At 61.2% G+C, this 19,332-nt stretch carries 23 protein-coding genes; 11 read left to right on the top strand and 12 right to left on the bottom strand.

The window, feature by feature from the left end; genetic code table 11:
• The first annotated feature begins 221 nt into the window (after positions 1-221).
• Together rssB and rssC are read left to right on the top strand one after the other, a co-directional pair.
• On the top strand, positions 222-1,406 hold the full coding sequence (gene rssB / locus AC25ND_RS01795) for a two-component system response regulator RssB (RefSeq protein ID WP_028692716.1): 1,185 nt from the start codon (positions 222-224) through the stop codon (positions 1,404-1,406).
• Positions 1,403-1,885, top strand: a complete 483-nt coding sequence (gene rssC, locus AC25ND_RS01790) for an anti-sigma factor antagonist RssC (protein WP_028692715.1) — start codon at positions 1,403-1,405, stop codon at positions 1,883-1,885. Before rssB ends, rssC begins: the two co-directional genes overlap by 4 nt.
• A gap of 46 nt (positions 1,886-1,931) precedes the next feature.
• Here rssC and AC25ND_RS01785 read toward each other — a convergent pair whose 3' ends face one another.
• The 3 genes from AC25ND_RS01785 to dusA all read right to left on the bottom strand — a co-directional run bounded on the left by AC25ND_RS01785 (position 1,932) and on the right by dusA (position 6,056).
• Positions 1,932-3,785, bottom strand: coding sequence for an alkaline phosphatase D family protein (locus AC25ND_RS01785; protein ID WP_186597067.1), 1,854 nt, complete (start codon positions 3,783-3,785; stop codon positions 1,932-1,934).
• 125 nt (positions 3,786-3,910) lie between these two features.
• The gene (tal, locus tag AC25ND_RS01780) at positions 3,911-4,831 is read right to left on the bottom strand and encodes a transaldolase (RefSeq protein WP_186597065.1); all 921 of its coding nucleotides are present in this window, start codon (positions 4,829-4,831) and stop codon (positions 3,911-3,913) included.
• Between the two features lie 214 nt (positions 4,832-5,045).
• Positions 5,046-6,056, bottom strand: a complete 1,011-nt coding sequence (gene dusA / locus AC25ND_RS01775; RefSeq protein ID WP_486976067.1) for a tRNA dihydrouridine(20/20a) synthase DusA — start codon at positions 6,054-6,056, stop codon at positions 5,046-5,048.
• A gap of 104 nt (positions 6,057-6,160) precedes the next feature.
• On the opposite strand from dusA, the gene AC25ND_RS01770 reads away from it, so the two are divergent.
• The 3 genes from AC25ND_RS01770 (at position 6,161) to AC25ND_RS01760 (ending at position 8,363) form a co-directional block, all read left to right on the top strand.
• Entirely contained in the window at positions 6,161-7,294 is a 1,134-nt protein-coding gene (locus AC25ND_RS01770; protein ID WP_486976066.1) for a tyrosine-type recombinase/integrase, read from the top strand.
• Between the two features lie 210 nt (positions 7,295-7,504).
• The gene (locus AC25ND_RS01765; protein WP_486976065.1) at positions 7,505-7,933 is read left to right on the top strand and encodes a hypothetical protein; all 429 of its coding nucleotides are present in this window, start codon (positions 7,505-7,507) and stop codon (positions 7,931-7,933) included.
• Positions 7,920-8,363, top strand: a complete 444-nt coding sequence (locus tag AC25ND_RS01760; protein WP_486976064.1) for a hypothetical protein — start codon at positions 7,920-7,922, stop codon at positions 8,361-8,363. The genes AC25ND_RS01765 and AC25ND_RS01760 overlap by 14 nt, the downstream gene beginning before the upstream one ends.
• A gap of 256 nt (positions 8,364-8,619) precedes the next feature.
• Here AC25ND_RS01760 and AC25ND_RS01755 read toward each other — a convergent pair whose 3' ends face one another.
• From AC25ND_RS01755 to AC25ND_RS01715, 9 genes are all read right to left on the bottom strand, one after another.
• Positions 8,620-8,895 (bottom strand): pyocin activator PrtN family protein, encoded by a 276-nt coding sequence (locus AC25ND_RS01755; RefSeq protein WP_486976063.1) that lies wholly within the window; start codon positions 8,893-8,895, stop codon positions 8,620-8,622.
• Positions 8,892-9,356, bottom strand: a complete 465-nt coding sequence (locus AC25ND_RS01750; protein WP_486976062.1) for a hypothetical protein — start codon at positions 9,354-9,356, stop codon at positions 8,892-8,894. Before AC25ND_RS01750 ends, AC25ND_RS01755 begins: the two co-directional genes overlap by 4 nt.
• A 53-nt stretch (positions 9,357-9,409) precedes the next feature.
• The gene (locus AC25ND_RS01745; protein ID WP_486976061.1) at positions 9,410-9,610 is read right to left on the bottom strand and encodes a hypothetical protein; all 201 of its coding nucleotides are present in this window, start codon (positions 9,608-9,610) and stop codon (positions 9,410-9,412) included.
• A complete protein-coding gene (locus tag AC25ND_RS01740) occupies positions 9,603-9,797 on the bottom strand; it encodes a hypothetical protein (protein ID WP_486976060.1) in 195 nt (64 codons plus the stop codon). Before AC25ND_RS01740 ends, AC25ND_RS01745 begins: the two co-directional genes overlap by 8 nt.
• Entirely contained in the window at positions 9,794-11,599 is a 1,806-nt protein-coding gene (locus AC25ND_RS01735; protein ID WP_486976059.1) for a DNA cytosine methyltransferase, read from the bottom strand. Before AC25ND_RS01735 ends, AC25ND_RS01740 begins: the two co-directional genes overlap by 4 nt.
• Entirely contained in the window at positions 11,596-12,096 is a 501-nt protein-coding gene (locus tag AC25ND_RS01730; protein ID WP_486976058.1) for a hypothetical protein, read from the bottom strand. Before AC25ND_RS01730 ends, AC25ND_RS01735 begins: the two co-directional genes overlap by 4 nt.
• A gap of 83 nt (positions 12,097-12,179) precedes the next feature.
• The gene (locus AC25ND_RS01725; protein ID WP_099431178.1) at positions 12,180-12,425 is read right to left on the bottom strand and encodes a pyocin activator PrtN family protein; all 246 of its coding nucleotides are present in this window, start codon (positions 12,423-12,425) and stop codon (positions 12,180-12,182) included.
• On the bottom strand, positions 12,422-12,931 hold the full coding sequence (locus AC25ND_RS01720) for a hypothetical protein (protein ID WP_486976057.1): 510 nt from the start codon (positions 12,929-12,931) through the stop codon (positions 12,422-12,424). Before AC25ND_RS01720 ends, AC25ND_RS01725 begins: the two co-directional genes overlap by 4 nt.
• Before the next feature lie 298 nt (positions 12,932-13,229).
• Entirely contained in the window at positions 13,230-13,934 is a 705-nt protein-coding gene (locus tag AC25ND_RS01715; RefSeq protein WP_331831886.1) for a S24 family peptidase, read from the bottom strand.
• A gap of 97 nt (positions 13,935-14,031) precedes the next feature.
• On the opposite strand from AC25ND_RS01715, the gene AC25ND_RS01710 reads away from it, so the two are divergent.
• The 6 genes from AC25ND_RS01710 to AC25ND_RS01685 all read left to right on the top strand — a co-directional run bounded on the left by AC25ND_RS01710 (position 14,032) and on the right by AC25ND_RS01685 (position 19,267).
• The gene (locus AC25ND_RS01710) at positions 14,032-14,256 is read left to right on the top strand and encodes a YdaS family helix-turn-helix protein (RefSeq protein ID WP_331831885.1); all 225 of its coding nucleotides are present in this window, start codon (positions 14,032-14,034) and stop codon (positions 14,254-14,256) included.
• 126 nt (positions 14,257-14,382) lie between these two features.
• On the top strand, positions 14,383-14,871 hold the full coding sequence (locus AC25ND_RS01705) for a phage regulatory CII family protein (RefSeq protein WP_475259607.1): 489 nt from the start codon (positions 14,383-14,385) through the stop codon (positions 14,869-14,871).
• Positions 14,864-15,067, top strand: a complete 204-nt coding sequence (locus tag AC25ND_RS01700; protein WP_486976056.1) for a TraR/DksA C4-type zinc finger protein — start codon at positions 14,864-14,866, stop codon at positions 15,065-15,067. The genes AC25ND_RS01705 and AC25ND_RS01700 overlap by 8 nt, the downstream gene beginning before the upstream one ends.
• The gene (locus AC25ND_RS01695; RefSeq protein WP_486976055.1) at positions 15,064-17,838 is read left to right on the top strand and encodes a bifunctional DNA primase/polymerase; all 2,775 of its coding nucleotides are present in this window, start codon (positions 15,064-15,066) and stop codon (positions 17,836-17,838) included. Before AC25ND_RS01700 ends, AC25ND_RS01695 begins: the two co-directional genes overlap by 4 nt.
• A 325-nt stretch (positions 17,839-18,163) precedes the next feature.
• Complete coding sequence (locus tag AC25ND_RS01690; RefSeq protein WP_486976054.1) at positions 18,164-18,712, top strand: hypothetical protein; 549 nt, start codon at positions 18,164-18,166, stop codon at positions 18,710-18,712.
• A gap of 207 nt (positions 18,713-18,919) precedes the next feature.
• Positions 18,920-19,267: a phage holin family protein gene (locus AC25ND_RS01685; protein ID WP_260271163.1), complete on the top strand. Its 348-nt coding sequence runs from the start codon at positions 18,920-18,922 to the stop codon at positions 19,265-19,267.
• The last annotated feature ends 65 nt before the right edge of the window (positions 19,268-19,332 follow it).

Genomic DNA, 19,332 nt, shown 5'->3' with positions numbered 1-19,332 from the left:
GGGTGATTTGCCCTGTAAAGTGCGGGGGAGTCTTCCTTGCCATGCTTGAAACGCCAGGCGGATGGGAGTACCGTCAGCGCCTTACAGGGCACCTCGCTATTTGCCGGACCAGTCTTCTTGTCCTACAACTCAAATAGAGAGTGGCTAAAGAGCATTCCAGTAGCCGTCTGTCGGTCTTCCACAGTCGCTACGCCAACCCAAATCTGGCGCCGTTCGCCCACATGCAGAAACCCAGTGCAACGCTGCTGATCATCGATGACGACGAGGTGGTCCGTGCCAGTCTCGCCGCCTATCTGGAAGACAGCGGCTTCAGCGTCCTTCAGGCCGGCAACGGCCAGCAGGGCCTCCAGGTCTTCGAAGCACACCAGCCCGACCTCGTGATCTGCGATCTGCGCATGCCGCAGATGGGCGGCCTTGAACTGATCCGCCGGATCAGCGAGCGCGCGCCGCAGTTGCCGGTGATCGTGGTGTCCGGTGCCGGCGTCATGAGCGACGCGGTCGAAGCCTTGCGCCTGGGCGCGGCGGACTACCTGATCAAGCCCTTGGAAGACCTGGCCGTGCTCGAGCACTCGGTGCGCCGCGCCCTCGATCGCTCGCGTCTGGTGCTGGAAAACCAGCGCTACCGGGAGAAGCTCGAAGCGGCCAACCGCGAGCTGGAGGCCAGTCTGCACCTGCTGCAGGAGGACCAGACCGCCGGTCGCCAGGTGCAGATGAACATGCTCCCGGAAAACCCCTGGGTGGCTGGCGAGTTCGCCTTCGAGCACCAGATCATTCCGTCGCTGTACCTGTCGGGCGATTTCGCCGACTACTTCCGTGTGGATGACCGGCGCATCGCCTTCTACCTGGCGGACGTCTCCGGTCACGGCGCCTCGTCGGCGTTCGTCACGGTGCTACTCAAGTTCATGACCACGCGCCTGCTGTTCGAATTCAAGCGTGGCGGTAAAATGCGCGAGTTCAAGCCTTCGCAGGTGCTCAGCCACATCAACCGTGGGCTGATCAACTGCAAGCTGGGCAAGCATGTGACCATGGTCGGTGGCGTCATCGACGAGGACACCGGCCTGCTCACCTACAGCGTCGGCGGCCACTTGCCGCTGCCGGTGCTGTACACCCCGGGCCAGGCCCGCTACCTCGAAGGCCGCGGCCTGCCGGTGGGGTTGTTCGACGAGGCCAGCTACCAGGACCAGGTGCTGGAACTGCCACCGCAGTTCAGCCTCACCCTGATGTCCGATGGCATTCTGGACCTTTTGCCCGGGGACACACTCAAAGATAAGGAAGCGGCCTTGCCGGAAATCGTCAAGGCGGCAGGTGGTAGCCTGGAGGGGCTGCGCCAACGATTCGAATTGGCTACGCTTGGGGAGATGCCGGATGATATCGCCCTATTGGTGTTGAGCAGGAACCTTGAATGAGTACTGGTAGAATCCAGTTCGCCGAGCAGAGCGGGACCTTCGTTCTGAAATTTGTCGGTGAAGTGCGCCTGACCCTGTGTTCGGCGCTGGATGCGACGATCGAGAAGATCTTCACCGCGCTGAACTTCTCGGCCATCGTCATCGACCTGACCGAAACCGAGAGCATCGACAGTACCACCCTCGGCCTGCTGGCCAAGCTGTCGATCCTGTCCCGGCAGAAGGTTGGCCTGCTGCCCACCCTGGTCACCACCAACCCGGACATTTCCCGCCTGCTGCAGTCCATGGGCTTCGACCAGGTGTTCAACATCGTCGACCGCCCGGTGCCGTGCCCGGAATGCCTGACCGATCTGCCGTCCCAGGACCAGGACGAGAGCGTGGTGCGTTCCAAGGTGCTGGAGGCGCACAAGATCCTCATGGGCTTGAACGACTCCAACCGTGAAGCTTTTCATGACCTGGTGAGCGCGCTCGAGCGGTCCTGAACCTGCGCTGAACCTGCCGACACCATCGCGGGAGCTTTCGATGGTGTCAGTCCTGGATGAACGCCGTAGCCGGCGAGCCATCCGCATTCAGCTGAAACACCCGCTCCGGCCGCCCCTGGCCATCGAAGAACACCTGCCCCAGCCCCGCGCTGTTCCACAACCGCTCCCCGGCCTTGCTGCGGCTAGGCGTGCGCGGCACCACTTGCATTTCCCGGCGCTTGGTGAACCAGTTGAGCGGCGAGCGCGGTGAGTACAGCCAGCGGTTGAGCCGGTCGAGCACATCCAGCAGGCGCCGGGGAAACTCGTTCTTGATCCCGCTGCTGGTCACCTGCCACAGGTGCGGGCTGCGCTGGCGGTGGCGGATCAGCACTTCGTAGACGAACGAATAATGCACGTCGCCCGACAGCACCACGTAGTGCCCCGGCGTGCGCGAATGGCGGAAGATGTTGAGGATCACCTGCGCCGCGCCGCGATGGGCCATCCAGTTCTCCGCATCCACCAGCAGCGGGTAGCCCAGGGCGCTGAACACCCGCTGCACGGTCTCGATCAGCTTGACCCCGAAGATCGGCGCCGGCGACACGATGATCGCCGAAGGGTGGTCGAGCAGCGCCTGCTGCAGTTCGCTCAGCGCCTCCCAGTCCAGCAGGCCGGAGGGCTTGCCCAGGTTGCTTTCGCTGCGCCAGCGGCGGGTGCGGGTGTCCAGCACCAGCAGTGGCGGGTCGCTGGGCAGCGCGTACTGCCAGCCCTGGAAGCGCAGCAGCTCGCCGATCAGCTCATCCCTTGCCTCGTTCAGTTGCCGGCATTGCCCGACCAGCACCGCGCAACCGTCCGGATCGTTGCCCCAGCCCTGGCACAGCAGATAGCCGAGCAAAGCGTTACCGATGATGCGCCGCGAGAACGGGTGGCCGTAGGCGGTTTGTTCCCATTGCGCCGACAGGTTCCAGTCGTCGGTGATGTCGTGGTCGTCGAAGATCATCAGGCAGGGCAGGTGGGCCATCACCCGCGCCACCTGGCCGAGGCCGTCACGGAAGGCCTCGATCAGTGGCAGTTCGCGCTGATAACGAGCCTGGCGCTGCTCGGTCAGGCCCTCCGGCATCTCCAACCCCGCCAGCGTCCACGGTAGCGGCGACCAGACCAGCAGGTACATGGCCATGATCTCGGCGAAGGTCACCAGGTGGTTGTCGGCGTTGCTGGACGAGAAGATCGGCTTGCGCTTGCCGCCGAAGAAGCGTTCGCGCAGGGTTTCGTTGCCTTCCTGGGCCGGCAGCAGGTCGGCGCGGTGGTAGTAGCAGGCCGGATGGCGATAGAGCGCGGCGCCGCTGTCGACCAGGGCGCCATCGAGGGACTCGTCGAACAGGCCCAGACGCTCGATCAGCGTGTGGATGGCACGCAGCATGGGGCCGGCGACATCGTCGGCATAGACTTGGTCACCGCTCATCAGCAGCACGGCGGGGCGTGCTTCTGGGCGCGGGTTGGCGGCAAGCAGGCGGTCGGCGCAGAGCAGACCGTCGGCGGCCGGGTGGTGGGGCTTGCGGCAGGAGCCGTGGAGCAACTGGTCGAGACGATCGCGCAGTACGAAGCTGGGGCGGCTGGCTCCGGAGTAGAGCAGGTGCGGGGCCCAGTCGGCGATGCCCTGGCCGTTGGCCAGGCGCAGGTCGTATTCGAGCGCCACATTGCAGGGCAGCGGGTGGTCGAAGCGGATGTCCAGCAGGTGGATGAAGGCGTGCTGTCCGACCGGGATCACCTCAGCGTGCATCGTGGCGTTGATGCCGGTGTGCTCGAGCAGGAATTCGGGTTGCAGCGGTTGCGAGCCGACCAGCCAGATGGCCAGGTGTTGCGGTTCCAGGCGGCGCAGGATGGGGCCGGCGAGGACGAGGGGGAGCGAAGCGGTGGCGGGCATGGATGGCTCAGGTTCGTGTGATGCTGATGGCCCTATCGCGGGGAATGGCCACCCCAACGAAAAACGGGCGGGAAATGCTCTGCATTAACCGCCCGTCGATCAAGCCGAAGATGTATCAGGCTTTGTCAGCCAGCCATCAGGGCTTCCAGCTTCTCCTGGTCGCGGGCGAACTGGCGGATGCCTTCGGCCAGCTTCTCGGTGGCCATGGCGTCTTCGTTCATCGCCCAGCGGAACTGGCTTTCGTTCAACTGTTGCTTGGCCTCGCCGGTATTACCCGGCTTGAGCAGGCGCGGCAGTTCGCCCTGGTCGTCCGACAGCTGCTGCAGCAGCTCGGGGCTGATGGTCAGGCGGTCGCAGCCGGCCAGTTGCTCGATCTGGCCGATGTTGCGGAAGCTCGCGCCCATGACCACGGTGTTGTAGCCGTTGGTCTTGTAGTAGTCGTAGATGCGGGTGACCGACTGCACGCCCGGATCCTCGGCGCCGACGTATTCCTTGCCGGTGCTTTTCTTGTACCAGTCGTAGATGCGCCCCACGAACGGCGAGATCAGGAACACCCCGGCATCGGCACAGGCCTGGGCCTGGGCGAAGGAGAACAGCAGGGTGAGGTTGGTCTGGATGCCTTCCTTCTCCAGCTTCTCGGCGGCGCGGATGCCTTCCCAGGTGGAGGCCAGCTTGATCAGCACGCGGTCTTTCGGCACGCCGGCCGCTTCATACAGCTCGATCAGCTGACGGGCCTTTTTCAGCAGCGCCGGCTCGTCGAACGACAGTCGCGCGTCCACCTCGGTGGAGATGCGCCCCGGAATGACCTTGAGAATGCCCGAGCCCACCGACACGGCGAACTTGTCGCAGGCCAGGTCGACATTGCCCTTGGCATCGGCCTTGACCTGCTTGAGCAGGTCGGCGTAACCCGGGATGGCCGCGGCCTTGAGCAGCAGCGAAGGGTTGGTGGTGGCGTCGACCGGCTTGAGGCGGGTGATGGCGTCCAGGTCGCCGGTGTCGGCGACGACGGTGGTGAACTGCTTGAGTTGTTCCAGCTTGGAGGTCATGGGCGTGCTCTGTCCTGTGCAATGACTCGACATTACCCGAGCCCCGACAGCCACTCAAGGCCCGTCGCAGGCGTATCGGGAAACCCTTGGAAGCAGCGCGCTCCCCTGTGTAGGAGCGGGCTTGCCCCGCGAAGGGCTGCAAAGCGGCCCCGGCCAACGCCAGGGCTGCGGTATAAGGCTAACCCTTCGAGTGCCAACCCCGCCCCAGGTTCCCTCAACGCCCCTGCAACAGCTCGGCAGCCTGGTCCAGCACCTTCAGCGGCTCGCTGGTCTTGTGAATGTCCGCCGACAGCAACTGCCGGAAGCGCCGCGCCCCCGGGAAGCCCTGGCCCAGCCCGAGGATATGCCGGGTGATGTGATGCATCGCGCCGCCGCTTTGCATGTGCGCGACGATGTACGGACGCAGCTTTTCCATCGCCTCGGCCCGGCTGACCACCGGCGCCGCGCTGCCGAACAGCTGCTGGTCGACCTCGGCCAGCAGGTACGGGTTGTGGTACGCCTCGCGCCCGAGCATCACGCCGTCGAAGGTCTGCAGGTGGGTGCGGCACTCGTCGAGGGTCTTGATGCCGCCGTTGAGCACCAGCTCCAGGTCCGGGAAGTCGGCCTTCAACTGCGCCGCCACGTCATAGCGCAGCGGTGGGATCTCACGGTTCTCCTTGGGCGACAGGCCTTCGAGGATGGCGATGCGCGCATGGACGGTGAAGCTGCGGCACCCGGCGTCGCGCACCTGGCCGACGAAGTCGCACAGCTCGGCGTAGCTGTCGCGGCCGTTGATGCCGATACGGTGCTTGACCGTGACCGGGATGCCGACCGCGTCCTGCATGGCCTTGACGCAATCGGCCACCAGACCCGGATGGCCCATCAGGCAGGCGCCGATCATGTTGTTCTGCACCCGGTCGCTGGGGCAGCCGACGTTGAGGTTGACCTCGTCGTAGCCAGCCTCTTCGGCCAGGCGGGCGCAGGCGGCCAAGTCCGCCGGCACGCTGCCGCCCAGTTGCAGGGCCAGCGGGTGCTCGGATTGGTCATGGCGCAGGAAACGCTGGGCGTCGTTGTGCAGCAGGGCGCCGGTGGTGACCATTTCGGTGTAGAGCAGGGCGTGCTGGGAGAGCAGGCGCAGGAAGAAGCGACAGTGGCGGTCGGTCCAGTCCATCATCGGCGCCACGGAGAAGCGGCGGGATGGCTCAGGGCTCGTGTTATGTGGCTTTGAGGCTGTTTCTAGGGGCATTCTGGTCTACACATTCTTGTACCATTTTTCGCGGTTTTGGGGCGTTTCTGGAGTGACAGTGGTACGATGTACCACCGCCAATCAGGCTTGTACCACCGGAAATCATGGCAACGATCAGAGCAAGGAAAAAGGCCGATGGAACGGTCAGCTATACCGTCCAGATCCGCCTCAAGAAAAAGGGTGTCCTAGTCTACCAAGAGTCCCAGACATTCGCCCGTAAGCAGGCAGCTCAAGCCTGGGCGAAGCGACGGGAGACCGAGTTGGCGGAGCCAGGCGCGATCGAGCGGGCCAACCGCGGTGGGCACGCCGTCAAGGACATGATCGATCGCTACTTGGTGGAAGCCGAGAAAGCCCGGCCGCTGGGCAAGACGAAGCGGCAGACCCTCCTGGCCATCAAGAACAGTTACCTCGGTGAGGTGGTCGACTCCGACATCTCTCAGCAGGTGCTGGTGGACTATGCCTTGTGGCGTATGAGCCCAGAAGGGGGAGGCATCAAACCGCAGACAGCGGGCAATGATCTAGCCCACCTGGGCTCAGTGCTGTCGCTGGCCAGGGCGGCATGGGGGTACGAAATCAACCCGCAAGCCATGCCCGACGCGCGCCTGGTCTTGAAGCGCCTCGGCTACAACATGAAAAGCCGGGAGCGTGATCGCCGGCCGACTCTCGAGGAGCTCGACAAGCTGCTTGAGCATTTCTTCGAGATGCTTTCACGGCGGCCGACGGTCATTCACATGCCCAAAGTGGCGGCCTTTGCCATTTTCTCTACTCGGCGCATGGACGAGATTGCCCGCATCTTGTGGGAGGATCTGGATGAGCACCGCCAGGCGGTGAAGGTGCGGGACATGAAGAACCCGGGTCAGAAGATTGGCAACGATGTTTGGTGCCATCTCCCCGATGAAGCGTGGAAGATCGTGCAAAGCATGCCGCGTCAGTGTGCTGAGATTTTCCCATACAACAGTGACTCAATCGGTAAGGCCTGGTCCCAGGCGTGCAAGATGGTCGGTGTGACTGATCTGCACTTTCACGATCTCCGACACGAAGGCGTCAGTCGCTTGTTCGAAATGGATTGGGATATCCCGAGGGTATCGAGTGTTTCCGGTCACCGTGACTGGAACTCACTGCGTCGTTATACCCATCTGCGCGGGCGCGACGATAGATATAAGGAATGGATTTGGCTTGAGCGGATTGTACGTGCCCCCGTTACCCTTGGCGCCCGAGTTGGCAATACACTGGGTTGACCCTACTTGGCTGTTTGCATTCGACTCGATGAATGCAATGAATGGGGTAAGCGGCGTGTTTGGTCATGATTTCCTCCCCGCGATTCGCCGCTTTTGGTGGAGCGCGGGAGGCCACGAATGGCTTGTAGTCTGATGAGTTAGCAATGATTGATGCCAATCACGCAGGCGTGATATTGTATTGACATCGTTGGCATTGACGACTAAGCAAGCATGACACAGAACAAAACTGGAGCAGGGGAAGATTTTCAGCCGTTAAAATCTGATGATCTTTACAGCGGTAGCACATTGTTTGCTACTGTACAGGCTGATTATTCATTGAGTGCCGCCGAGTATATGATGCTTAAAAGTACTTGGGTTTCCATGCATGTGTGGGCTGTAAATATATTTTTTGTTACGCTGGGTTTTGCTCTTAGTATTCTGCCAAAATTTATTTCAGTTGCTCTAGATGGGACTGGAACTCCTATTAGTATTGCCGAGTGGATTACTCTTAGCGTTGGGTGTGCTATTGTAGTTTTACTTTGGATTATCGGTTGCCTATTGCCGAATGATCGAAAAGAAATTATGAAATCAATTAAAAATCACTTCAAAATTTCTCCAAAAGTCAGGCAGCGAGTGGGGAGTCAGCATGGAAAGGTTTGATCAGCTTCCGATGGGTTATACTCCTTATTCGCTTTTGAGCGTTTGCAGCAATAGGTTGTATGGTGGCGCAAAAATAATGGCTGTTGGGAATTCTTTTCCAATACTTATAGGCTCGGGCTTCAAGCCGCAGATTTGGTTGCGTGCGGTTACGGCGCCTAATAGTCGAGAGCTAATATCACTGGTTGAGTCGTCGATCTCACGGCACCCTATGGTCAGAGTCGAAGAAATTGGTAGGCAGATAGTTGTGAAAGTCAATGGGGCAACGGTACTGCGGGTAGAGCAAACTGGTCATGATCAGGCCTTGATTACTGAGCTTGACTTGCGAGTGCTCGGATTTAATGTCTATGGCGGTATGAATAATTTGGCGGTTGGTGGTAATAATTTTTCAAACAATGTTATCAATGGTGGAGTGCTTGCAGGATTTGCATAGCTGAATCCAAGTTCCTAGTTGGGCTTTGAGGTACAGATTGGTATGTCATTCTCCATTTTGGGTTTCGTCTTTGGCCCATTCTTATCTCGGATGAAATACGCCGACCATCCCATGTATCAGTAAGTGACTGTCCGCTGTTGACGATAGCCGCCGATCATTGACGGCTATCGATGCAGGGTGATCAAAGCGGATGCGATTGGCTGGGTCCAATGCAAAGCGGGCGACAATAACTGATCAAGTGATCGCCATTTTCTAATTAGCCTGTCCTTAGCGTCTTGTTCAATTGCGCGCACTCTTTGCGCGCAGCATCCCGCTGCTGATCTAGGTATAGAGCCAGGTCGGTAATGTGGATGCCTCGGGCGCTCTTCTGGCTCGGTTCAAGTCGGGTGATGGGCAGCTTGATTTCTCCTGCCAACACCTTGCGTTGGAACACGAGCGGAGTGAGGTGCGTGAAGTAGTCAGCGCAAACTTGCTCAAGCGAAATGATCGCCAGGCCGTTGTATTGCGCCATCAGCACGAAGGCGGTGTTCATGCTTGGTTCTCCTGATAGGCTCGGGTCGGGCGATCTACAGCCATGGTGTTGATGCTGGTAGTCGGATGAGTGTTGTAATCGGGCTTGCAACCCTCCGCTTCGTCGAGGCTGCGGCAAGGCGCTACGCCTCCGCGGGGGAGGCCGGCGAGCAGGATATCGCTTCCGGGCTTACAGCCCTCGGCGGTTACCTGGCGGTGGCGCTCGATCCCGTTGATCAGCTCCAGCGCCATACCTTGCGGCATCGACATGCCGTAGTCATTGGCCGGCAGATTATCGTACGGATCGCGCTTGGCGGCTTCAGTGAGTGCCTTCAACTTCGAAAGATCAATGGTCATGCCGTAGTCCTTCGGATAATGAAGAAGCCAGCTGCCTGGCGGATTCTTGGAGCAGTGATTATGGTTGCCCTTGTTGCGAGCTTGGTTGCAGGCGTCGCAGATGAACGACATGTTGCGGCCCGACATTGGCTGCATGCCTTTCGGCGTCCGGGTGCGTGGGATGTAAGTCTGTGTGGTAGTCACAGCGAATACCTCTCATGGGCGCGTCGGGCGTTAGGGCTCAGGGCCAAGTGCTCGTAGTCGGTGATTTTGTTTACAGTCGGTGACGTGCCTCCCTGTGCGTTAACAGGGGCTGGCTGGTGCAGTTGGATCAGGGCAGCGATCAGCGCGCAGGCCAAGACCAGGCTGACCAGCTGCCAGGTACGGGTAGGGTTAGGCATGGATGTGGTCCTCGCGAACGTGGCAGCGTGCAAGTTCGAACAGCTCGTCGGCAGAAACTGGTTCCAGGTGCTGCTCGCCGTTATGCACGGCTTCCAGTCGAGTGCGGTACAGCCCGGCCTGGCCGAGCCAAGCGGCGGCGCTGTGCTCAGCGTCCGGCGCTGGGGTGTCGTGGTGGTGACTTTTCATGCGGCCTCCCGCTGAGCGACGCTCAGGCCTACGGCGATGGGGCGTACCCAAATCGGCATGCTGCTAAGCACGAAGGTTTCCCCTTGGGCGACCAACAACAGGGTGGTGCCCATCACATCCGCTACGGCTTCTGCAGCAGCTGGTGGGACGGCGTTGCCGATACGTTCCCGCCAGGCTTGGTCGCTCAGGCCGTCCAGTTCCAGCTGCTCCTCGGGTTCAACCAGGCTCTGGATGGCGGCCAGCTCAAAGGTTGTGAAGGGGCGGTGCCATGTCCCGTCCATCGATTCGATTACGCAGGTCAGACGTTCGTTGGCGGCCGGTAGACGCGGATCGGCGACACTCCAGCGGCCGTTGTCATGCATCGCGCTGGCGGACACGGCACCGGCCGGGCCGCCCCACGGCACCACGCCGTAATGCCCGCCAGTCAGGTAAGCATCGCCTTTGGTGCGGCGCATGCCGGGCCGGGGGTCGGCGATCGCCATGGCGCCGCTGGCGACCTGTTGCGAGCCGGTCACAGTGCCAGCGGTTTGATTCATTCCGACCACGTTCAGCTTGCGGCTCGATGCGCCGGGGTGCCAGTTGTGGTACCTCGGGTCCTGTACCGCAAAGGCGCCTTGGCCGGTGGTGCTTCCAGCAATCACGGTGTTGGCTGGGCTGGTGAAAGGGGTGACCTGATACTTGCCGAAGCCGCCGCCTGCTCGTCGTGGGTCGGCCACGCTGAACGTGCCTTGCCCTGGGCTCTTGACGCCGATTACCGCGCCGCTTGTGTCTTGCCAGCGGCGCACCCCGTACTGCTGGTACTGCAAGGCGCCGGCTTGAGCGCGAGGATCCGCGATCGAGAATGCGCCGTTCGTTGGATTGGACTTTCCAGCGACGGTGCCCACGGCTTTCTCCCAGTCGTTCACGCCCAGATAGCCTGCGTAGGCTTCGGGGACGATTACGAAGTCGCGAAGGTAGCCATCCTCGATCGCGAGGTCGTTAAGGCTGCGCCAGTCTTTGCCGGCCTCGACCAGGGCGAGGCGTACCCAGGTCTTCCACTGCAGTGCGGGAACACGGTGCATGGGGCCGGCGGCCTCGATGTCGCCGGCCAGTGGCATGCGCCCAAGGATATCGCCCACGGCGCGCAGGCTTTTCTTCTCTGGCTCGTACAGGAACGGAGGGACCTTCTCGACGTGGCGGGCCACCAGCAGGAAGCGCTTGCGGCTCTGGGCCAGCCCGCCGATAACGCCGCAGTCGTGAGTGGTCTCGGCGACTGCGTAGCCGAATTGGCCCAGCAGGCTGTTGATCTGGTCGAGCAGGTGCCGGCCGCGAGTGGCGAGGCGTGGTACGTTCTCGAACACTAGCAGCGGAACAGGGTCGTCGGCCCAGGCCTCACAGAACAGCCAGATGCAGCGCAGTGTCAGTTCGTTCAAGGCCTGGTACCGTGGTGTCAGGCTCATGGTTTCCGACAGCAGCCCACTAGCGCCCTTGCACGGTGAGCTTATGAACACTGCGTCGGGGCGGTGGCCACCAGCTGCGCGGCGGATGTCTTCCGGCGTAGCTTCGCGCCACCCTGGTGGCGGTTCTTTGCCGTGGAAGCGGATGTATTGGTCGCGGGTGAACAGATCGATCAGGGTGCCCTTGACGCCCGACAAACGCTCGAAGTCGGCCAGGCCGGCCGGGTCAACGTCGACGCCGCCGATGCACTGCCAGTCGGCCTGCAGGTTGCCTACGATAGGCTTGGAGCGATTGAACCCCTTGGCGCCGCCGCCCAGGCCGCAGCACATGTGGAAGTGCTTTAATGTGTGCTTGCGCAGGGTCATGCTGCAGCCCCCGCTGTTGCGGCGCTGGCCGGTGTGCTACGCAGTTGATGGTGCACGCGTACTGCGAGGGCCTGGATGTCTTGCTGCTGTTGCAGAGCACGCTTGCACCATGGCTCGGTCCCCTGGACGACCTTCCACGTTTTCTCAGCCAGGGCCAGCGTCTCGACAGCGTTGATCATCAGGTCGTAGTCGGCCCTGGTCACTGGCATGCCTGTGTAGGACATGATCCGCTCTTCAAGCTCCGTGATAGTTCGCTTGAGGGACGCTACAGCCAGGTGGTGCTTACGCTGGTCTGCCTCGGTCTGGACGCGGGCTTCGTCCAGCTCCTCTCGGAGGGTCTTGAGCTGCAGCTTCAGATCGGCTCTATGATGTTCCTTGCCGATTTCCACGCCACGACTGAAGGCGCGGCTGCGAGCCTTCGTGAACAAGTACGGCGCGACAATCAAGGTGACAAGCCAAAGAATCCCCACAGCGAGGACTTGCTGATGTGGTTGCATATGGTGTGCTCCAAATTGACCCGCCACCGTGGATTTGAGAGCCGGTGGCGGGCTGTTGCCCCTGATGGCCGGGGCCGCCTGGTTCACGCGATTTGCGAGTCTTGTTGCGCCTGACGGTCGAGGTATTGGGCGAGGTCGTGCAGGTAGATCACGTGGGGCGCCTTCGCTGAGTTGTGCAGCTTTTTCAACGTCAGCGGGATCGCCCCTTTGTTGATCAGCTCCCTGAGTCGTCTGTCCGAGCCTATGTGCGGGAAGTAGCGCTCCCGCACGGCGGTCAACGTAGGGCAGGGCGTCGCCCACTCACTGCGCAGTTGTTCCAGGGTGCTCATGTGCGCTCCCCAAGCCCCTCATGGCCGGGCTTGAGCTTTGCGCGCAGGGCAGCAGCGAGTTGCTGCTTGCTCGAGGCGGTAACCGCTGCGCAGACCTCGCCCTGGTCATTGGTCACAACTGCGCCGAAGGGCAGCGCATGGTTGACGGTATTGATCACATACGCGATCTGGCCGACGAGTAGGACTTCATCCACGCTGTCTTGCGCCTCCAGCAGGGCGAGAGCCTCTTCCGACATTGCGCCGGAGTCAGCTCGGCCATTGGCCAGATCCTGCAGGAAGTAGCGTAAGGACTGGCACTTGGTGGCCATTCTGCGGGGAAGGGATAGAGAGCTGGTGAGCGGCCCCATCGTCACCTTGATGTGGTGAGTGGTGCTGTCATTCTCGACGTAGACCTGGGCGTCCAACGATGTCTCGGGGCGTTGAAGTTTGCACGTCGCGTTTCCGCCGTGCTCCAGCGTGCGCTCCAGCACCATGATCCGACTCAAAGGGATAGTGAACTCGCTCACGCGGCACCTCCGGAGTAGGGAACGGCGTGGGCCTTGCCTGCCTGGGATACGACAACTTGCATACCCGTGCGGTGCTGGAACTCCCTGATTTTCGCAAGGCTGCTGCAGGTGGTTGGGTGTAGTAGAACCGCGCTGGGTCCGTTGTGCTGTGCAAATTTCATGAGGGTCATGTCCTTGATGTGAGAGCTGACGCAACAAGAAATTAGCAAAAGCTAATTCGTTCATCAATAGCAAATGCTAAATTTATCGGGCATGACTGTGCCCGGCGCACAAGCCGGTGATGCACAGCGAAGTGGTGTTAGAGCTTTTTAGCGTTCCAGGCGAGCAGAACTCGGGCCTGGATGTGCATGCGATCGATCATCGACTCGTCGATGATGATTGGAGGGTAGATTGGGTTATCAGAAATCATCCGGAGCGTACCGCCGGTGAGACGCTGAAGGCGCTTAATGTAGAGGTCTCCGTCAAGGGTGAAGACATAGATGGCGTCGGTCTTAACCTCGTTAATGCCTCGATCCACCAGAAGCGCGTCCCCGTCGGCGAAGGTCCCCGACATGCTGTCTCCATCTCCGGTGATGATCGCCAGATTGTCGATCTTGGAGAAGGTCAGGCCCTGCATCCTGAGCCAATCCAGATGAACCGTCATGTCGCGAATGACTTCAATGTGCATGTTTGGGGCTGCCTTGCCTGGCCCCATTGATGCCGCTATGTCGAGATGCGGAATCAGCAAGAAGTTCTTGTCCTTGACCACGCGGGTGGGTAGGCGAACCACATTGTCTGGGGCTTTGGTGGGGGGCTCCTCCGAGGGAGGAGATGTCAGCGTCCCTGCTGCGAGCCCGATCTTGAGCTCCAAATTCAGCGCAGCCTTTTCCCCCAGCTTGCGATGTCCGTTCAGTAGTTGTGACAGATACGACGCGTCCAGGTCGTGAGCCTCGGCGAATTCCTTCTGGCTCAGGGTACCCATGATTCTGCGGAGGGAGGCGATACGCCTTTCGTTGATATCCATACGGCGATGATTGCTGTCCGTTAGCAAACAGTAAATTACGACATGCTATTGTTTTGGTCATTAGCAATTGCTAATCTCGCCGCCCATGGAGGTGTCTATGACGCTTAGCGAGTACTTGAAGACGATGGACAGGGAAGGGCTTAAGGCTTTCGCGGAGCACTGCGGGACGTCGCCAGGCCAGTTGAAGCAGGTGGCTTACGGCAACCGTCGCGCTAGCGCTGGTTTGGCTGTAAGCCTGGAACGGGAAACAAAAGGGGTCATTCGTTGTGAGGCCATGCGGCCGGACATCGACTGGGCCTACTTGAGACAGACAAAAAAGTAAGGTGCTGGACTGGGGACTCTCACCTCCCCAGTCCAGCTACGACGACGCACAGCACAGTACGGTCGTGGCTGTAGGATAGGGCCTACCCCATTCTCTGGCTACACCGTAAACCGAGGTTTTACGGTTATGAGCAGGATTGATCTTTTGCCGGGCGTTGGCCCAGTCCTCACCTTGCGGCAGGCGCTCTATCGCGCTGGTCGTGATTATCACGGTGGTATCACCAAGCTGGCCTTCGACATGGGGCTTGAGGTGGATACCCTTCAGAAGAAGCTACACCACACCGACGACCGCCGCTGGCCAACTCCCGACGAGCTCGAAGAGATCGTCCAGTGGACTGGTGATTCGCGGCTACTCGACGCGCTGGTCCGTCCTGCCGGTGCGGTCTGGTATCGCCCCGAGCCGGTGCCGGCCACCAACGACGCGCTGCAGGCGGTCGCAAAGCTGCTCGACGAGTCGGGACAGTTCGTGGGTAGCCTGCATGATGGTGCCTCCGACAACGTCTGGACTTTGCCAGAGGTGTTGGACCTGGAGCAGCGTGGTATGGAGGTTATCCGGCAGGTGCTCGCCATCATGGCAGGTGCCCGCGAGGCCATGGAGGACTCAAGCCATGGCTGATGCCGTCGATTTCGCCAACGATCATGCTGAGTACTTCCTGCAGTTGTCGTTGCAGCGCCTTGCGCGCCTTCCTGAAAAGCCGAGTGCCCATTTCTGCGAGGATTGCGATGAGCCTATTCCGTTGGCCCGCCAGCAGTCGGTCGCAGGTTGTGAAACCTGTATCGACTGCCAAGGACTGAGGGAGCGTCGCAGATGAGCACGCGCCCAACTCCTACCACAGCTGATTGGGCGCGGCGTTACATTGAAACCTTTGGTTTGGCCCTGGTTCCCATCGAGCCAGGCGAGAAGGGGCCAAAGGGTAAGGGTTGGAACCTACCCGGTCGCTACTTCACTGTCGCCGCTGATGCCGAAGCGTTCTGGACGAAGCGCCCGAGTCACAACCTAGGGGTGGTGCTCGGGCCTAGTCGAGTCTGTTCGCTGGACGTTGATGATGTCGAGCTGACGCGGCAGGTCCTGCAGCAGACGCTTGGACTCGACGTTGACGCCCTTGCAGACGCATACCCGACCTCCGTGGGTAACCCAGAGCGTTTCCGTGTGATGTTCCGCGTCCCCGAGGGTGTGGAGTTGAGCCGTCACGCCTTGGTGTGGCCCAACAAGAACGACCCCGATGGCACCATCTACAAGGGGCTCATGGCGCAGGTCCAAGCAGCGGTAGACCAGGAAGATGCCGACCGCGAAGCGGCTTTCCGCCTAGCGGCTGAGCCCTTCAAGAAAGTGACCGTCTTCGAGTTACGGGGTGGCCTGGTGCAGGACGTGCTGCCGCCTTCTATTCACCCAGGTACGGGCAAGCCCTACACATGGCGCACCGCGCCAGTCGCGGGCGGCTTGCCGGAGCTTCCACCCGAACTGCTGGCGATCTGGCTGGGCTGGGACGAGTTCAAGCCCAAAGGGGAGGCCGTTTGCCCGTGGAGGCCGAAGCCGGCTATGCCCGCGGCTCGCCCCCTGCCAAGGCAATCACCCGCTGCTGCTCGATCTGGTGAAAAGCTCCCGGAGGTCATCCCGGAATTCAACCGCATCCATGACATCGCCACGATGATCGAGGCGCATGGCTACAAGCGCATCGACGGGAAGTGGCTGAGCCCACACAGCAGCTCCGGCATGCCTGGGGTGACGATCACCGATGGCAAGCTCTTTTCCCATCACACGTCGGACCCGCTGGCGAACGGACACAAAAATGATGCCTTCGACGTGTTCTGCATTCTGATGCACGACGGCGACCAGAGGGCTGCGACCAGGGCGGCAGCTCGGATCCTCGGTATCGACGCCAAGTCCCGCCCGCCAGAGCCGCCGCCGCTGGGTGAGCTTCCCCACACCCCATCGGTCTCCGAGCAGGCCGAACTGGCGCCGATCGGCGACGGCAATGTCGAGCACCTTCCCCACACCCCATCGGACGTCGAGGCGGGAAGCCCGGCCGGCTCCTCGGCCACTGGGGGGGCAGGGGGCGACGCCCTGGACATTGACGGTGCAATGCGCCGCTTCGCTCTGGTCGAAGGCACCACCAGCGTGTGGGACTTGGACAAGGGGCGGGCGATGAAGCGGGCGGGCTTCGAAGCCCTGGTTGGCAAGCCGCTGGCCAAGGAGTGGATAGAGCGGACCGACAAGAAGCTGATTGCCTCCGAGCAGGTGTCAGAGCTTGAGCACGCCCGGAAGATGTCCAGCAAGAAGGGCGGGGCGCTGAAGTTGGAGCCGCTCGACCGGTACATCTACATCGACGGAACGAAGGAGGCCTGGGACCGCGAGAAGAAACGTCGCCTGCCCGAGGGTAGCGTGAAGATGGCCCTGGGTGATGCCTATCAGTTATGGCTGAACAGCCCGGATCGGCGGGTGGTGGACGTCGACCACATCGTATTCGACCCGACTATGACCAAAGATCCGGCGATCTACATCAACACCTTCGAGGGGCTGCCGCTCACGCCGGTGCGCGATGATGCTGCCTGCGAGAACCTGCGCTGGCTGATCGCGTTCCTTTGCAACAACGAAGCGGAAGCGCTGGACTGGCTGATCAAGTGGTTGGCCTACCCGCTGCAGCATATGGGCGCAAAGATGGACACGGCGATCCTGTTCCACTCGACCATGGAAGGCTCGGGTAAGAGCCTGCTGTTCGCGGACATCATGGGTGAGCTTTACGGGCGGTACAGCGCGACGGTTGGCCAGGCGCAGTTGGAAGGCAACTTCAACGCCTGGCAAAGCGGCAAGCTGTGGGCGGTGTTCGAAGAGGTTGTGAGCCGCGACCAGCGCTACAACCAAGTCGGCAAGATCAAGCACATGATCACAGGCAAGACGGTGCGGATGGAGTCCAAGTTCATCAACGGCTGGGAAGAGGCCAACCACATGAACTCGGCGTTCCTGAGCAACGAGATCATGCCTTGGCCGATCAGCGAAGACGATCGCCGGATGCTGGTGATGTGGCCCCTGGAGACTTTGCCGCCTGAGCGGCAGAAGGCAATCGCCCGAGAGCTGGCCAACGGTGGAGTGGCCGCCTTGTACGGTTGGCTGCTGGACGTCGACCTTGAGGACTTCAACCAGCGCACGCGTCCACCGAAGACCGAGGCCCGGCAACGCTTGGTCGAGCTAAGCCGCACGGCCTGGCAGACCTTCTTCTACCTCTGGCGAAACGGCGAGCTTGGGTATGGTCTGTGGGGCTGCTGCCTGACCTCGGATGTGTACGCCATGTTCATCGAGTGGTGCGCCCACAACAAAGAGCACGCCATGAGCCAAACCAAGTTCTCGCTGATGTTGAGCGCGAAGGTGGAGAAGACGAGGGCTATTCCCTGGACGGACCCTTCCACGGCGAAGGACACCAGGCGTTTCGCTGCGTTCTTCATGCCCAACGATGGAGATCCTTCCCTACCCCCATCCCTGAATGCGGCCGTGCTGGGGAAGAACGTCATCGAGTGGCGTGAGCGAGCGAAGCTCGCAGGTTGGAACGTGGAAGCCTGGGACCACATCAAGAGGGTTGCAGCATGACTCCGCCGGTAAGTGTGTTGGGTGTGTTGGGTTTGTGTTGGGTTGGATTACGCAAGTCAACACAGGCTCAGGTCCCGGAATCCGTGGCTTGGCGGCTATGTGTGTTGGGTGTGTTGGGTTCGCGCACGCGCACGCGCATGCGATCTTCTTCAAGCGCTGGGATCGAAGGGCGGATGAATCTCTATGCGACCCCTGAAAAACCCAACACACCCAACACACTAAACACACATGTTTCCAATCCATTGAATTTGTTGGGGTTTGAGTGTGTTGGGTTTGTGTTGGGTTGGCTAAATATGTGTTGGGTGCTGATTTCGGAGGAATGGTGATGACGATGGACCATGGAATGCGCCTTCAGCTCCTGGTGCGATTGGCGCAGCACCGGATGGATATGTCAGCACTGATCGACCCGGTCGAGCGTGTGCGCCTGGTGGGCGAACTGATGCGTCACTGGGGGGAGCAGCGCGGGAAGCTGGGGCTGGACGCGAGCTTGGGCAGCCAGATGGGCACGATCATGGAGTGGAAAGGGGCGGCGCCGCGCACGGGATCGTCGGGGGCGCGCATTTTGGTGTCGGGTGCGGGCCTCGACCATGCCGCCGCCGAGGTCGACGCTGCAGTGGCGGAACTGGCGCGGCGTGATGCTCGGGGCGCCACGTTGGCAAAGCTGGCCGAGCTGCGCTACCTGCACGGTGTGACGGTGCGTGAGCAAATGCGCGAAGTAGGGCTGGCCGAGGACGCGGATCGCACCTATCGCAACTGGGTGAAAGCACTGCATTTGCAGGTGCTGGCCATCCTGGGGGCAAGGGCGGGGCGGGTCCGCTTGTCTACCGTTCGTCGGGTCACTATGCAACTTTCCTGCAACATGGATGCTACATAGCGACCACATTGTGGCGTACCGATAATTGCCCCTTTTCGGTTTTTCCGGTGGCATGTAAAAAGGCGCCACGATATGAAAAGTGCGCTTAGGCGCTTCCCCCACAAGCACTGTGCTGTGCAACCGCTCCGACCTGTCGGTGCATCGAGAACCCTGCCATATGGCGGGGTTTTCTTTTTTCGGCGCCGTGCTTTGCCAATTGAGGCCTGCATGAACAGCGAGCAACAAGCATTAGTCGAGATGCCGATATGGATGGTGATCGTACTGTCCCTGGTCGGTGGGGTTTCAGGTGAGATGTGGAGGGCGGACAAGGCGGGGGCTCGCGGTTGGGGATTGATTCGCCGGCTTGCGTTGCGCTCGGGGGCCTGCGTTACCTGTGGGCTCTCGGCGAACATGTTGCTGCTCGCGCTCGGCGTATCGGTGTTGATGTCGGCTGCAGTCGGCTGCCTCACCGCGATGGCCGGCGCCGATGTGGCGATCAATCTCTACGAGCGCTGGGCCGCCAAGCGGCTGGGGCTGGCCCAGGTGCCGCCAGCTGGCACCGAGGCAGGCCAGTGACCCGGCCGGGGGCAGGGGGTGGGAGCCGGCTTTCTGGGTCCTCCCCCCGGGCCGCCCCCTACACG

The sequence above is a fragment of the Pseudomonas sp. P110(2024) genome (assembly GCF_057480795.1).
Note: the sequence above shows the minus strand (reverse complement) of the source record. Positions and strands in the feature narration are given on the sequence as shown.